The sequence below is a fragment of the Nisaea sediminum genome, assembly GCF_014904705.1.
Lineage (GTDB): Bacteria > Pseudomonadota > Alphaproteobacteria > Thalassobaculales > Thalassobaculaceae > Nisaea > Nisaea sediminum.
In genome coordinates this window covers 109,647-122,480 of the sequence record NZ_JACZCQ010000010.1, presented here as the reverse complement: position 1 = coordinate 122,480, position 12,834 = coordinate 109,647, and the positions used below count along the sequence as shown (strand labels likewise).

The following is a 12,834-nucleotide window of genomic DNA, read 5'->3' as shown; positions in this document are numbered from 1 at the left end:
ACCGAATCAATTGAGATCCAGTGAGCTGGATTCACTATTCTGGTTAGCTAGTCTTCTTTGGATATGGTGACTTGATCTCCGGCAGGAGGTTGCCCGCTTGGTGGTGCTTGGACAAAGTTCATCACGTCGACAGGCACACCCGTCCGCCTTGCCGCTAGCTCAATAATCCAACGTCGAATAAGTGATTGCTCGTCCTCAATATTAGCCCAACCTTGGGGAGAGTATCCTCCTTCAAAAATCTCAAGCTGCTCGATATTGAATCCGAGGGATTTCGCGATCGAATGAAGCAGTTTCGAGCGCAATCGTTCTCGTTCTTCAGACAGCCTCCTGCCATAACTGTTGTCTCTCTGTCTTATCTGATCACTGGTAAGGCCCGGAATATCTGTTCGCTCAGATTCTGATCGTGCCTGCTGCCCTCCTAAATGGGCGAATAAATCACGCAACTTTTGCACCACGTCTTTTTGATCAAAAAATTCGATCTCAACTAAATTTAATGCGCCTACGTGTTCAGGATACATTGGAGTTCGCCGAGTTCTCATGAGCGTCCTAAATACTTCCATACGACGCTCTCGTTTTTCGCGGATCGCATCTACAATTCGCGTCACGACTATGGCCATTATCGGACCAAAAATTATTGCAAGCAGTGTAAGTACTTCGAACATAGAGATGTGATCTTGAACGATTTGAATCGCAGATTGCTCTTCCATAGCTCCCTCAAGAAAAAAGAGTTCAATTTTAACTTCTTAATGATTAGGCAATTTTCAAACGATGGTCGAGCCGGGACGAAGCACGCCCAATCATCAACCAGCCAACCTCTCCCTTTTCCCGAACGGACTCTACGCTAATTCCTTCTTGGGCACGCAACCGGCCGCAGGGAGGCAGGGACATGGACGAGCGGAAAATCGATCCGAAGATCTACGCGCTTTACGACGAATATTGCCACTCAGCGATGGAGCGGCGCGAATTTCTGAGGCGGGCGGCGGCGATGGCCGTGGTGGGCGGCTCCGGGCTGGCGATGGCACAGGCGCTCTTGCCGAAATATGCCGCGGCGCAGACCATCTCCTTCACCGACCCGCGCATCAAGGCGACCTATGAGCTCTACGACTCGCCGGGCGGCAACGGGGACGAGATGCGCGGCTATCTGGTGCAACCGGCCGATACGGGGCCGTTTCCGGCGGTCCTGGTAATTCACGAGAACCGCGGCCTCAATCCCTATATCGAGGATGTCGCGCGGCGCGCCGCCGTCGCCGGGTTCCTCGCCTTCGCGCCGGACGGGCTCTGGCCGCTCGGCGGCTATCCGGGCAACGACGATGACGGCAAGGTCATGCAGGCCAATCTCGACCGCGACAAGCTGATGGTCGACCTGCTGAATGGCGCGAAGTTTCTCAAGGGACACGAGCTCTCGAACGGCAAGCTCGGCGCCACCGGCTTCTGTTTCGGCGGCGGCGTGGTGAACTGGCTCGCGGTCGAGATGGGCGCGGATCTCGCCGCCGGCGTGCCGTTCTACGGACGGGCGCCGGAGGATGCCGGCGTGGCGAAGATCAAGGCGGCGATGATGATCCAGTATGCCGAGGACGATCCCAGGGTGAATGCCGGCAAGGACGGCTACGAGGCGGCGCTGAAGGCGCACGGCGTCGAGTACGAGATGCATGTCTATCCGGGCACCAAGCACGGCTTCCACAACAACTCGACGCCGCGCTATGACGAGGCGGCGGCGAAGCTCGCCTGGGAGCGGACGACGGCCTTCTTCCAGAAGCATCTGGCGGGCTGACCGCCCTCAATACGGTCCCGGATAATGCGCCGCGACCTCGGTGCCGGCCTCGACCAGAAGCTCGATCATGCGCTTCTGGGAGAGCGTCGGGCGCCAGCCGCGGCGCAGCGACAGGCCGATCCGGCGCGGGGCCGAGGGCACGCGGAAATTCAGCCGCGCGAGAATGTCGAGCGACACCTCGTGCCGGACCTGATGGGCCGAGATCAGCGCGACCGCGTCGCTCTCGGTCAGGACGCCGCGGATCAGGATCAGCGAACTGGCCTCTACGATATGGGTCGGCGGCGCATCGCTGCCGGCGAACATCTCGTCGAACTTGGCCCGGGTCGGGGTTCCCGGACGCGGCACGATCCAGGTATAGCCGGAGAGGTCCTCGAGGGTGAGATCGTCCCGCCCGGCAAGCGGATGATCCGGACGGGCGACGAGTTCGAGCCGGTCTTCGAAGAGGGTGCGCTGCTCGATATCCGCGACGATGCCGGGCTCCCGGAGCGCACCGATCAGCATGTCGATCTCGCCGTGGCGCAGCGCCTGCAGAAGCGCGTTATAGGGTCCGTCGACGACGCTGATATAGGCGTCCGGGCGCTCGCCCAGAAAAGCGGTGATCGCGCGGGGCAGAATGTAGGTGCGGGCGAGCGGCAGCGTGCCGAGTGTGATCCGTGCGGTGTCGCGCCCGTTACAGGCCGCGACATCTTCCATCCCCTGCGCCAGCTCGCCGAAGGCGAGGCCGGAATGGCGTGCCAGCCGTTCCGCTGCCCGCGTCAGCACCACGCCCTGCGACACCACCTCGAAGAGCGGCACGCCGGCATCCTTCTCCAGACTGCGCGCGGTCCGGTAAAGCGCCGACTGGGACATGCCGAGAGAACGGGCCGCGATCGAGAAGTTCCCCGTCTTGGAGACCGCGAGCAGGGCGCGCAGCTGCGCCGCGGTCACCCGACGTTCGAAATTCTCCGCCGGCCGGGAGCCCTTGCGGCCACCGGTCCGCGCTCCGTCCGCGATATGGCCGAGCGCGCGCTTGGCCCGCAGTAGGAAGAGCTTGCCCGACCCGGTGAGATTGAGGCCGTCCGCCGTCCGCTCGAACAGCGGCGCGTCCAGCAGGGTCTCGAGTTTTGCGATCGCTTGTGTCACGGCCGGCTGCGAGAGATGCACCTGTTCCGCCGCGCGGCTGATGCTCCCGAGAGCGGCCGCCTCGCAGAACGCCCGCAAATGCCGAAGATTGAGACGATCAGGCTCCACGGCCGCGCTGCTCCACCATCCCGAAACACACCTTATGCATAATTCTTATATCGCGCATCGCCCTTTGAAATTGGCCCCTTTCCGCATCGCGGCGCATAATTCCGGACGAAATCAAACTCAGAGGCCGAAATGTCCGAGAAAAAAACCGCGCTCGTGATCAGCGCGCATGCCGCCGACTTCGTCTGGCGCGCGGGAGGAGCCATCGCGAAACACCAGAGCCTCGGCTACGACGTCACCGTCGTGTGCCTGTCTTATGGCGAACGCGGCGAGTCCGCCAAGCTCTGGAAGGAAAGCGGCATGACGCTGGAGAAGGTGAAGGCCGCGCGCCGCACCGAGGCGGAGAACGCCGCCGCCGCGCTCGGCGTTTCCGACATCCGCTTCATGGATCTCGGCGACTACCCGCTGATCCTTGAGCGCGACGACAAGTACAAGCTGGTCGACATCATCCGCGAGGTGCAGCCGCGCTTCATGATGTCCCACTCGCATTACGATCCCTATAACACCGACCACATGTACACGACCTCGATCGCCCTGGAAGCGCGGATGATCGCGCAGGCCTGGGGGCACAATCCGGGAGAGAAGGTGCTCGGCGCGCCGCAGCTCTACCTGTTCGAGCCGCACCAGACCGAGCAGATGGGCTGGAAGCCGGACACCTTCCTCGACATCACCGACGTCTGGGAGAAGAAGCAGGCCGCCATCGAATGCATGGAGGGCCAGGAGCATCTCTGGAAGTACTACACCAACGTCGCGGAGAACCGCGGCAATCACTTCCGGCGCAATTCCGGAGGCCAGTCCGGCGGGCGTAACGCGCGCTATGCCGAGGGCTTCCAGTCCGTCTTCCCGCGCACCGTCGACGAGCTTTGAGCCATGGCAGAACCCTGTTTCGACGTCGCCCACCTCGCCCATGTCGAGCTGCTCACCGACAAGTTCGAGGAGAGCCTGAATTTCTTCGTAAATGTCTACGGCCTGACCGAGAGCGGACGTGACGAGAGTTCGGCCTATCTTCGGGCCTTCGACGATTACGAATATCACAGCCTGAAGCTGACCCGCTCGGATACCACCGGCGTCGGCCATGTCGCCTACCGCACCAGCTCGCCGGAAGCGCTTGAACGCCGGGTGAAAGTGATCGAGGAGATGAGCTGCGGCATCGGCTGGGTCGACGGCGATCTCGGTCACGGCCGCGCCTACCGCTTCACCGATCCGGACAACCACGTGTTCGAACTCTATTACGACACGAACAGGTACGTCGCCCCGCCGGAGGAAAAGCCGGCGCTGAAGAACATCGCCCAGCGCTTCCACGGACGCGGCGTCGGCGTCCGCCGGCTCGACCATCTGAACCTGCTCGCCACCGACGTCGAGGCGATCCGTGATTTCATGCAACAGGCCCTCGGCTCCCGCGTCACCGAGCAGATCGTGCTCGACAACGGCACCCTCGCCGGCTGCTGGTTCACGGTCAACAACAAGACCTACGACATCGCCTATACCAAGGACATGACGGGGGTGAAGGGGCGCTTCCACCACGTCACCTACGCCGTCGACCAGCGCGAGGAAATCCTGCGCGCGGCAGACATCTTCCTTGAGAACGGCGTCTTCATCGAGACCGGCCCGCACAAGCACGCCGTCCAGGGCACCTTCTTCCTCTATGTCTGGGAGCCGGCCGGAAACCGGGTCGAGGTCGCCAATGCGGGCGCCCGCCTGATCCTCGCGCCGGACTGGGAGACCGTCACCTGGACCGAGGCCGACCGCAGGAAGGGCCAGGCCTGGGGCCTCAAGACCATCGAGTCGTTCCATACCCACGGAACGCCGCCCGTCGAGGGAGGAGCACACTGATGTCCGTCGTCGTCCAGAATATCGAGCGGGCCGATCCCGCGATTATCAAGGCGCTCGGCGAATGCGGCGTCGCGGCGGTGCACGAGGCGCAGGGCCGCAAGGGCCTGCTCGCCTCCTACATGCGGCCGATCTATGCCGGCGCCGCCGTCGCGGGCTCCGCGGTTACCATCCTCGCCCCGCCCTGCGACAACTGGATGATCCATGTTGCGATAGAGCAGCTGAAGGCGGGCGACATCATGGTGATGGCGACCACCTCGCCGTCCGATGCCGGATATTTCGGCGACCTGCTGGCGTCCTCCGCCAAGGCGCGCGGCTGCGTCGGCATGGTCCTGGATGCGGGGGTGCGCGACGTCAGGGACCTGACCGAGATGGGCTTCCCCGTCTGGTCGAAGGCGATCTGCGCCCAGGGCACGGTGAAGGAGACCCTCGCCCGGGTGACCGTGCCCGTGGTCTGCGCCGGTGCTGCCGCCGATCCGGGCGACGTCATCGTCGCCGACGATGACGGGGTCTGCGTGGTGCGCCGTGCCGAGGCCGCCGAGGTGCTGGAGAAGACCCGCGCCCGGATCGCCAACGAGGGCGAGAAGCGGGCGAAACTGGCGAGCGGCGTGCTCGGGCTCGACATGTACGACATGCGCGGAAAGTTGGCCGAAAAGGGCCTCAAATATGTCTGACGGCGTCCGCGCCATGTGGATGCGGGGCGGGACCTCGAAGGGCGGCTATTTCCTCGCCGCCGACCTGCCGGCAGACATTGCGGAGCGGGACGCCTTTCTGCTCCGCGTCATGGGCTCGCCCGACCCGCGGCAGATCGATGGTCTCGGCGGCGCCGATCCACTGACCTCCAAGGTCGCCGTGGTGAAGCCGTCGGAACGTCCGGGCATAGACGTCGACTATCTGTTCCTCCAGGTCTTCGTCGACCAGGCCATCGTCAGTGACGCGCAGAATTGCGGCAATATCCTCGCCGGCGTCGGACCTTTCGCCATCGAGCGCGGCCTCGTGAGGGCGAAGGACGGCGAGACCGAAGTTGCGATCTTCATGGAGAACACGGACCAGACCGCGACGGCGACGATCCGCACGCCCGGCGGCAAGGTGAGCTACGAGGGCGAGGCGCGGATCGACGGCGTGCCGGGAACCTCCGCCCCGGTCCCGATCGCCTTCCGCGACACGGCCGGCAGCACCTGCGGCGCCCTGCTGCCGAGCGGAAACGTCGTGGACGTGATCGAGGGTGTCGAGGCGACTCTGATCGACAACGGCATGCCTTGCGTGATCCTTCGCGCCGCCGATCTCGGCATCTCCGGACCGGAGAGCCGCGACGAACTGGAGGCGAACGGGCCGCTCCGGGCAAAACTGGAAGCGATCCGTTTGAAAGCAGGCCCTCTGATGAATCTCGGCGACGTGAGCGAACAGTCCGTGCCGAAGATGACCATGCTCTCGGCGCCCCGAAGCGGCGGCACGATCTCCACCCGGACCTTCATCCCACACCGCTGCCACGCCTCCATCGGGGTGCTCGGCGCCGTCACGGTCGCGACCTCCTGCCTGATCGAGGGTGCGGTCGGTTCGGAGCTGGCCGTCATTCCGGACGGATCGCGCAAGACGCTGCCGATCGAACATCCGATCGGCGAGACCACAATCGTCGCCGAACTGGATACGGCCGGGAACGTTACAAGCGCCGCCATCCTGCGCACCGCGCGCAAGCTGTTCGACGGGACGGTTTTTGCCTGACAGAATGCGTCATCTTCACGACGGATCGAGATCCATGGACCAGAGAATTGCCTTCATCGGCTTCGGCGAGGCCGGCAGCGCCATCGTCAGCGGCTGGAAAGACGTGCCGGACATCCGCGTCTTCGACATCAAGACCGACGACGAGGCGCAGCGCCCGGCCATGCTCTCGCGCTACCAGGAATTCGGCGTCGCCGGACGCATGAGCGCGGCCGAGGCGGTGCAAGACGCGGACATGGTGTTCTGCACGGTGACGGCGGACCAAGCAGCTATCGCCGCCGGAGGCTGCGCCCCTTACCTGAAGCCGGGCGCGCTCTGGCTCGACCTCAATTCCTGCGCGCCCTCGACCAAGAAGAGCGCCGCCGAGACCGTCGAGGCCGCCGGCGCGCGCTATGTCGATGTCGCGGTGATGGCCCCGGTCTACCCGAAACGCAACATGGCGCCGCTGCTGATCGCCGGACCGCATGCGGAGACAGTGAAGCCGCTACTGGACGCCCTGCCGATGGCGCCGCGCATCGTCGAGGGCCCGGTTGGCTCCGCCTCCTCGATCAAGATGATCCGCTCGATCATGATGAAGGGCATGGAGGCGCTGACCGCCGAATGCGTGCTCGCCGCGGTCCGCGCCGGGGTCGATGACGAGGTGCTCTCCTCCCTGCAGGCGAGCAATCCCGATTTCGACTGGCGCGCCCGCTCCGCCTACAATTTCGAGCGCTCCCTCGCCCATGGCATTCGCCGGGCGGCGGAGATGCGCGAAGTGGTGAAGACCGTCGCCGATCTCGGCTTCTCGCCGGACATGGCGAGCGCGACGGTCGAGTGGCAGGCCCGCATGGGCGCGCTCGGGCTCGGCCCCGACGTCCGCGAGGACGATGATTACCGGGACATCGCCGGCAAGGTACTGAACCGGCTCGACACGGCGGACTAGGCAAACACTGCCAGGGTTCGCACCAGATCACCCGACAGCGCATAGACACAGTCCATCTCGGTACCGTCGGGCAAGGCGTCCGACAGACGGCGCACAAGCCGAAGCCTTGCCCGACCACCGCCGATCCAGGCGAGCTCCGCGTCCTCGAAGCCTGTGAAACCTCCGAGCGACGGCGAGATCGCCTTGTAGAGACTTTCCTTGAGGGAGAAGACCAGCGTCGCCCCCTCCTCGAAGGAGGTTCCCGCAAGGCTGGCAATCCCTCGCCGGTCGGCCGGGCGGAGCACGAGGTCGGATATCTCTTCCGCGGCCGCGCCCGTCATGACGATTTCGTAATCGAGCCCGATCCCCCGGCAGGCGGCGGCGCGGATCGCGGCGGCGGCGGCCGTCCTGCCCGCATGGGTGATCGAACCCCGAAATCCGGCCGGCCAGACCGGCGCGCCCGAACGGTCCCGCCCAACCAGAGATTCGCCCGCTCCTGCCGCACGCAGCGCCTCCCGGGCACAGACCCGCCCGGCGAGATGGGCCGCACGGCGCATCGGGACGGCCTCGACCAGATCCTCCGGCATCGGAATGCCGGCGGCAGCGAAATCGCCCGGCTCGGAGATGCGATGCTCGAAGACCGCCTCGGCCATGGCCACCTGCAGCCCCAACTCCGGGAAAGGCCAGGATGCCGAGGGCGCTGGAATACCGGGCATACCTTCCCCTCCATTCGCTTTCGGTAGCGACACCTTGTCGCAAAATATTCTGACAACCTAGCGCATCGCCTGCTAAACTTCTGCAATTCTTGAGTTTTACATCGATCAACTCCGGGGATAGACGAACATCCCGAAGGAGGCCGGGTGCCAGCGAAGATCATCACCTTCGTCACCATGAAAGGCGGAAGCGGCAAGAGCACGTCCGCGATGTGCCTCGGCGCCTATTGGCACAAGCAAGGCGCAAAGGTCGCGCTGATCGATGCCGATCCGGCCGGAACGCTCGTGCGCTGGATCGAGGCGGGCGAGGATCTGGCCGATCTGGCCGCAGCCACCGCCGGCCCCGGCACGGTCGAGAAACAGATCGATGCCTTTCTCAAGGACGGGTTCGACACCATCATCATCGACACGCCCGGTTTCCAGTCCGAAGCGACGGACGCCGCGATCCGCCGGGCGGATCTGCTGCTGATCCCGATGCGTCCCTCGCCGATTGACTATCAGGTGGCCGCCGACACGGCGGAGCATGTGGCGCGGCTCAGCACCGCGCCGGTGCGCTTCGTCCTCAGCCAGACGACACGGGGCAGTGTGATCGCGCGCCACATGCGCGCGCAGATGGAAGACGCCGGGCTTCAACCCATGAATGTGGAATTTCCGGCCCGAGTCGCTTATGGTGAAGCCGCTCTGGCGGGAACCACACCGAGCTATTACCAGCCGCGCGGCGCAGCCGCTGCGGAAATCGCGGAATTCGCGGCCGAGACCGACAAACTGCTGTCCCGCCGCCGCGCCAAGGCAGGAAAAGCGAGCGAGACGGTATGAGCAAGAAACTCCCGGAACTGCGCCGTACGCAACGGCCCGGCACCTCGTCCCGAACCGCCGGACGCACGACAGCCCGGCCTGCAGCCGCCACGCAGGGAACAGCAAAGAGCGCCGCGAAATCCGGGGCCAAGAAACCCGCCGCTGCGAAGAAATCCGCTGCGGCGGCCGCCTCCGGAGCCGCGACGCGGAGCACGGCTGCGAAGCGCAGCGCACAGCCATCTACCAGAACCACCGACAAGCGGCCGGAAAAGGCCGCGGCCTCTTCGTCATCAACGTCACAAACAACCACAGCAGGTATTGCCATGACTGCAGAAACCGAAGCCGTCGCTTCCGAACCCGTCGTCGCCAATGTCGCCGCCAAGCGCCAGCAGGCCCAGGCCATCGTCTCCAAATATGCCGCCTGGTCCTCGGCCTTCGGCGTGCTGCCGATCCCGTTTGCCGACATTGCCGGGATCTCCGGCACCCAGGTCGCCATGGTGGTGGCGCTCTGCAAACTCTACGGCGTGAAATTCTCCGAAAGCTGGGTCCGCACCATTCTCAGCGCCATCGCCGGCGGTGTCGCGCCCTGGGCCGTCACCAGCGGTGTCGTGACCACGTTCCTCAAGTCCGTTCCGGGCTGGGGTCTCGGCGTCGGCTTCGTCGGCATGGCCGGGCTCTCCAACCTCGCGACCCGGACCATCGGTAAGTTGTTCATCGAGCACTTCGAAGCCGGCGGCACCCTCTCGGATGTCGACACGGACGCGATGAAGGCATCTCTGTCCGACGAGATGAGCAAGAAAAAGAACTGAGCCGTCTTTCCAGGCTCAGGCAAAAAGCCGCGGCACCCGCCGCGGCTTTTTCATATCCGGCCGCCCGATCCGGTCAGAAGGTAAGACCGAGCGCCGCGTTCTCCGCCCGGCCCTTGGAGCCGGCGAAGCTGTGCAGTCCGGCATCGAGATCGTGCCGCGTGCCTTCCATGACCAGCGACATCACCCGACCGCGCTCCTCGAACAGCAGCCCCAGCTCCTGCAGATAGGCGAGACTGTCGGCATTCATCTCGCGTGCCTTGGTGAGCGCCTGCGGCGTCTCCAGTGCGCGCAGCAGTTCGACGTCTGGATCGTCGAGCTCGTGCTCGACCTTGTGGCCGGTGCGCTGATCCTCGACCAGCCAGCCATAATCGTCCTCGATCAGGCGCAGACGCGGCGCGCCCGCCTCCGATTCCCAGCGCGCGCGCCATTTCGTCACCGCCTCGCGCAGATGCGCCAGATGCTCGGCGAGGTCGACCTGGTAGGGCGCGTCGATGTTCCGGTCGCGGAAATAGTAGGCCATGTTCCAGACCACCTCTTCCGGGAAGGGATAGTTCAGCTCGTGATAATCGAGCGGTTCGAGGTCGAGCCCAAAGCTGTCCGCTTGGGTGAAATAGGGGCTGAAACGGTCGAACCGCACCGGGAAGACGCCGGAGGGCGGCGGCAGGTGGGTCAGCCGCGGCAGGTTCTTGCGGTACATCTCGAAGGTCTCGGCGGACTCGCCCGGAAAGCCGACCAGCAGGTTCCAGACCGGCTTCACCCCCTCGGCCGCGCAATCGGCGAGGAAGCGGATATTGTTGAAGGCGGTGGTGCCCTTGCGCATCAGCTTCAGGGTTTCGGTCGCGATGGACTCGACTCCCGGCTGCACCTCGACCACGCGCGCCTTTGCAAGAGTCTTCAGCTGCTCGCGGGATAGATCCGCCTTCACCTCGTAGAACAGGGTCACGTGGCCCGGCACCTTCAGTTCCGGCAGCAGGTCGTCGGTGTAGGATTTCGGGATGATGTTGTCGACGCTGGCGAAGCGCGTCACGCGATCCGCGTATTTGTCGACCATCTCCTGGATCGTCTTGCGGGCGAGATCGACGCCCATCTCGCGGAACTTCATCGTCGCGCCATTGAGTCCGCAAAAGGTGCAATGCGCCTTCTCGCCCCACCAGCAACCGCGCGAGGTCTCGAACAGCAGCTCGACTTCGTCGGCGCGATAGTCGCCGAAATGGCGCTTATAGGACTCGAGATAGACCTCGTAATCGAGCGGCACGTCGCTGTTGAGCGAGCGCTCCGGTCCGTCCACCTTGATGCCGTCCACCTGCAGCTCCGGCTTGGCATCGCTCGGCCGCTTCGCCTTCACCGACGGATCGAGCGCCGTGATGGAACGGCTGTTGGTCCGGCTGAAGATCCCGTCGATCCTCGACATCACCTCGGTCTCGCCGGCCCGGAAGGCCTCGAGAAACTTCGGGAAATTGACCAGCGCATGGCCAGAGAAGACATAGTCGAGCCAAGGTACGTTATTGACGATCTCGATGCCCATATTGCCTTCGCAATTGGCCCCGCCCATCAGCACCAGCGCCTTCGAGCCGGTTTCCTTCAGCCGACGCGCCAGAGCAAAGCTCGGCATGTTCTGGAAGAACATCGAGGTGAGACCGACGATATCCGCATCGGCCAGCCCGTGGGTCTCGATCATCTCGTCGAGGATGCGCGGAAGGTCGGCGCGAACCGGCGCCAGCTCGCGGTGATAGCGCTCGACCTGCTCTTTTCCGAAATGGTGCAGGTAGCGGGCGAAATAGGCCTCGGTATTGTCGCCATGCTCCGGGAAGGCGGCATGGCGGAACAACCATTCGCCGAAGCCGCAGGTATGGCCGGCGAGACTCTCCGAGATCCAGGCGTAGAGGTCCGGCCCGACCTGGGCGCCGAAATCATGGTTCAGGTAATGCACGCTGGTCTCGGCGTCGGCGAACTTCTCGCGGACCACGGTTTCGAGCTGATGCAGCGCGATCGAGGGGATCTGCAGCGACGAGAACGGCATGTTGACGAGCGCAATGCGCATGGACGGCCTCCCAGCCTCTTCTGTCTCGCGGCCTATTCCGCCGCGCCCGCGATCTGCTCCAGCTCGGAATGCATCCGGCCCATGCTGACCAGCACCCGGCGCGAGCCGGTGAAGGGCCGCCGGGCATGCGAGGCCAGCATATTGTCGACCAGCATGACGTCGCCCGCTTGCCAGTCGAACTGCCGGGCCTCTTTCTGAAAGGCCGCACGAACCTTCTCCAGCACCTCGCCCGGGATCGGCGCGCCGTCGCCGTAGCGCGCATCGCGCGGCAGCCCGTCCTCGCCGAAGATATCGACCAGATCCTCCAGCACGTCCTCGCCGAGTGCTGAGGCATGGAAGAGATGCGCCTGGTTGAACCAGAGCCGCTCTCCGGTCACCGGATGGCGCGCGGTGCCCTGGCAGGTCTGCGCCGTCTTCAGGTGACCGTCCGCAGTCCATTCGAAGTCGATATCGTTTTCCCGGCAGAAGCGCTCGACCTCACCCCGGTCGTCGGTCTGGAACACAGTCTTCCAGTCAAGGTCGAAGCCCTCGTGGTAGTTCCGGATGTAACGGATGCCCCGGCGCTCGACCTCGTCGAGGATCTCCTCGCCGATATCCCGCGTGACCTTGCGCACGTCGGCCACCGGCGTCTGTCCGCCCGTCTCCGCCGGTTTGATGCAGCAGAAGACCAGACGCAGTGGCCAGTCACGCTGGTAGGCGTTCTCGCAATGCATCAGGATCTCTTCGCTCGCCGGATATTCCGTCGCGGTCAGCACGCCTTCGAGCACTTCGGTACGCGGCGTCGAGCGATAGACATAGTTCGCCGGGCGGCCGACCAGAAGGTCGCGCACCGGCGGAAAGCCCTTCTCGTCGGACAGGCCGATGCCGCGCAGGACCACGACCGGATGCGTCTTCGCCAGCTCCTCGATCCCGGCGAGATTGGCCGAGACCCAGGACGCGGCGTTGCCGCTCGTGCCGTCCGCCTCGACGAGGACCGCGAAATCCTCGCCCTCGAACAATTGCCGTACGGTTCCGTCCAGCGTAGCCAT

The 12,834-nt window shown here is 64.5% G+C and carries 13 protein-coding genes; 8 read left to right on the top strand and 5 right to left on the bottom strand.

What is annotated here, in order from left to right:
* Positions 1-47: 47 nt before the first annotated feature.
* On the bottom strand, positions 48-707 hold the full coding sequence (locus IG122_RS19410; protein WP_193187634.1) for a DUF6680 family protein: 660 nt from the start codon (positions 705-707) through the stop codon (positions 48-50).
* A gap of 179 nt (positions 708-886) precedes the next feature.
* Between IG122_RS19410 and IG122_RS19405 the strand changes: the two genes are divergently transcribed.
* Positions 887-1,771 carry a dienelactone hydrolase family protein gene (locus tag IG122_RS19405; RefSeq protein ID WP_193187632.1) on the top strand — a complete coding sequence of 295 codons (885 nt, stop codon included), beginning with the start codon at positions 887-889 and terminating at the stop codon, positions 1,769-1,771.
* Positions 1,772-1,777: 6 nt separating this feature from the next.
* Here IG122_RS19405 and IG122_RS19400 read toward each other — a convergent pair whose 3' ends face one another.
* On the bottom strand, positions 1,778-3,001 hold the full coding sequence (locus IG122_RS19400) for a LysR family transcriptional regulator (RefSeq protein ID WP_193187630.1): 1,224 nt from the start codon (positions 2,999-3,001) through the stop codon (positions 1,778-1,780).
* 129 nt (positions 3,002-3,130) lie between these two features.
* On the opposite strand from IG122_RS19400, the gene IG122_RS19395 reads away from it, so the two are divergent.
* The 5 genes from IG122_RS19395 to IG122_RS19375 are packed head-to-tail and all read left to right on the top strand — an operon-like array spanning position 3,131 to position 7,469.
* Positions 3,131-3,865: a PIG-L deacetylase family protein gene (locus IG122_RS19395; RefSeq protein ID WP_193187628.1), complete on the top strand. Its 735-nt coding sequence runs from the start codon at positions 3,131-3,133 to the stop codon at positions 3,863-3,865.
* Positions 3,866-3,868: 3 nt separating this feature from the next.
* Positions 3,869-4,831 carry a catechol 2,3-dioxygenase gene (locus tag IG122_RS19390; protein ID WP_193187626.1) on the top strand — a complete coding sequence of 321 codons (963 nt, stop codon included), beginning with the start codon at positions 3,869-3,871 and terminating at the stop codon, positions 4,829-4,831.
* Positions 4,831-5,502: a 4-carboxy-4-hydroxy-2-oxoadipate aldolase/oxaloacetate decarboxylase gene (locus IG122_RS19385; RefSeq protein ID WP_193187624.1), complete on the top strand. Its 672-nt coding sequence runs from the start codon at positions 4,831-4,833 to the stop codon at positions 5,500-5,502. Before IG122_RS19390 ends, IG122_RS19385 begins: the two co-directional genes overlap by 1 nt.
* The gene (locus IG122_RS19380) at positions 5,495-6,550 is read left to right on the top strand and encodes a 4-oxalomesaconate tautomerase (RefSeq protein WP_193187622.1); all 1,056 of its coding nucleotides are present in this window, start codon (positions 5,495-5,497) and stop codon (positions 6,548-6,550) included. The genes IG122_RS19385 and IG122_RS19380 overlap by 8 nt, the downstream gene beginning before the upstream one ends.
* Positions 6,551-6,584: 34 nt before the next feature.
* Positions 6,585-7,469, top strand: coding sequence for a DUF1932 domain-containing protein (locus IG122_RS19375; RefSeq protein WP_193187620.1), 885 nt, complete (start codon positions 6,585-6,587; stop codon positions 7,467-7,469).
* Here IG122_RS19375 and IG122_RS19370 read toward each other — a convergent pair.
* Complete coding sequence (locus IG122_RS19370; protein ID WP_193187617.1) at positions 7,466-8,164, bottom strand: 4'-phosphopantetheinyl transferase family protein; 699 nt, start codon at positions 8,162-8,164, stop codon at positions 7,466-7,468. The two genes, IG122_RS19375 and IG122_RS19370, sit on opposite strands and share 4 nt — an antisense overlap.
* Positions 8,165-8,308: 144 nt before the next feature.
* On the opposite strand from IG122_RS19370, the gene IG122_RS19365 reads away from it, so the two are divergent.
* Positions 8,309-8,977, top strand: coding sequence for an AAA family ATPase (locus IG122_RS19365; RefSeq protein WP_193187615.1), 669 nt, complete (start codon positions 8,309-8,311; stop codon positions 8,975-8,977).
* Between the two features lie 302 nt (positions 8,978-9,279).
* Positions 9,280-9,765 (top strand): YcjF family protein, encoded by a 486-nt coding sequence (locus IG122_RS19360; protein WP_193187613.1) that lies wholly within the window; start codon positions 9,280-9,282, stop codon positions 9,763-9,765.
* Positions 9,766-9,838: 73 nt separating this feature from the next.
* On the opposite strand, the gene IG122_RS19355 is transcribed toward IG122_RS19360, so the two are convergent.
* A complete protein-coding gene (locus IG122_RS19355) occupies positions 9,839-11,806 on the bottom strand; it encodes a RiPP maturation radical SAM C-methyltransferase (RefSeq protein ID WP_193187610.1) in 1,968 nt (655 codons plus the stop codon).
* Positions 11,807-11,838: 32 nt separating this feature from the next.
* Positions 11,839-12,834 carry a TauD/TfdA family dioxygenase gene (locus IG122_RS19350; RefSeq protein WP_193187608.1) on the bottom strand — a complete coding sequence of 332 codons (996 nt, stop codon included), beginning with the start codon at positions 12,832-12,834 and terminating at the stop codon, positions 11,839-11,841.

Bases quoted from the DNA above. Each gene is read 5' to 3' on its own strand.
- IG122_RS19385 (WP_193187624.1), top strand. From the start codon at position 4,831: ATGTCCGTCGTCGTCCAGAATATCGAGCGGGCCGATCCCGCGATTATC.
- IG122_RS19405 (WP_193187632.1), top strand. From the start codon at position 887: ATGGACGAGCGGAAAATCGATCCGAAGATCTACGCGCTTTACGACGAA.
- IG122_RS19355 (WP_193187610.1), bottom strand. From the start codon at position 11,806: ATGCGCATTGCGCTCGTCAACATGCCGTTCTCGTCGCTGCAGATCCCC.
- IG122_RS19395 (WP_193187628.1), top strand. From the start codon at position 3,131: ATGTCCGAGAAAAAAACCGCGCTCGTGATCAGCGCGCATGCCGCCGAC.
- IG122_RS19375 (WP_193187620.1), top strand. From the start codon at position 6,585: ATGGACCAGAGAATTGCCTTCATCGGCTTCGGCGAGGCCGGCAGCGCC.
- IG122_RS19350 (WP_193187608.1), bottom strand. From the start codon at position 12,834: ATGGCTACGCTGGACGGAACCGTACGGCAATTGTTCGAGGGCGAGGAT.
- IG122_RS19370 (WP_193187617.1), bottom strand. From the start codon at position 8,164: ATGCCCGGTATTCCAGCGCCCTCGGCATCCTGGCCTTTCCCGGAGTTG.
- IG122_RS19410 (WP_193187634.1), bottom strand. From the start codon at position 707: ATGGAAGAGCAATCTGCGATTCAAATCGTTCAAGATCACATCTCTATG.
- IG122_RS19390 (WP_193187626.1), top strand. From the start codon at position 3,869: ATGGCAGAACCCTGTTTCGACGTCGCCCACCTCGCCCATGTCGAGCTG.
- IG122_RS19380 (WP_193187622.1), top strand. From the start codon at position 5,495: ATGTCTGACGGCGTCCGCGCCATGTGGATGCGGGGCGGGACCTCGAAG.
- IG122_RS19360 (WP_193187613.1), top strand. From the start codon at position 9,280: ATGACTGCAGAAACCGAAGCCGTCGCTTCCGAACCCGTCGTCGCCAAT.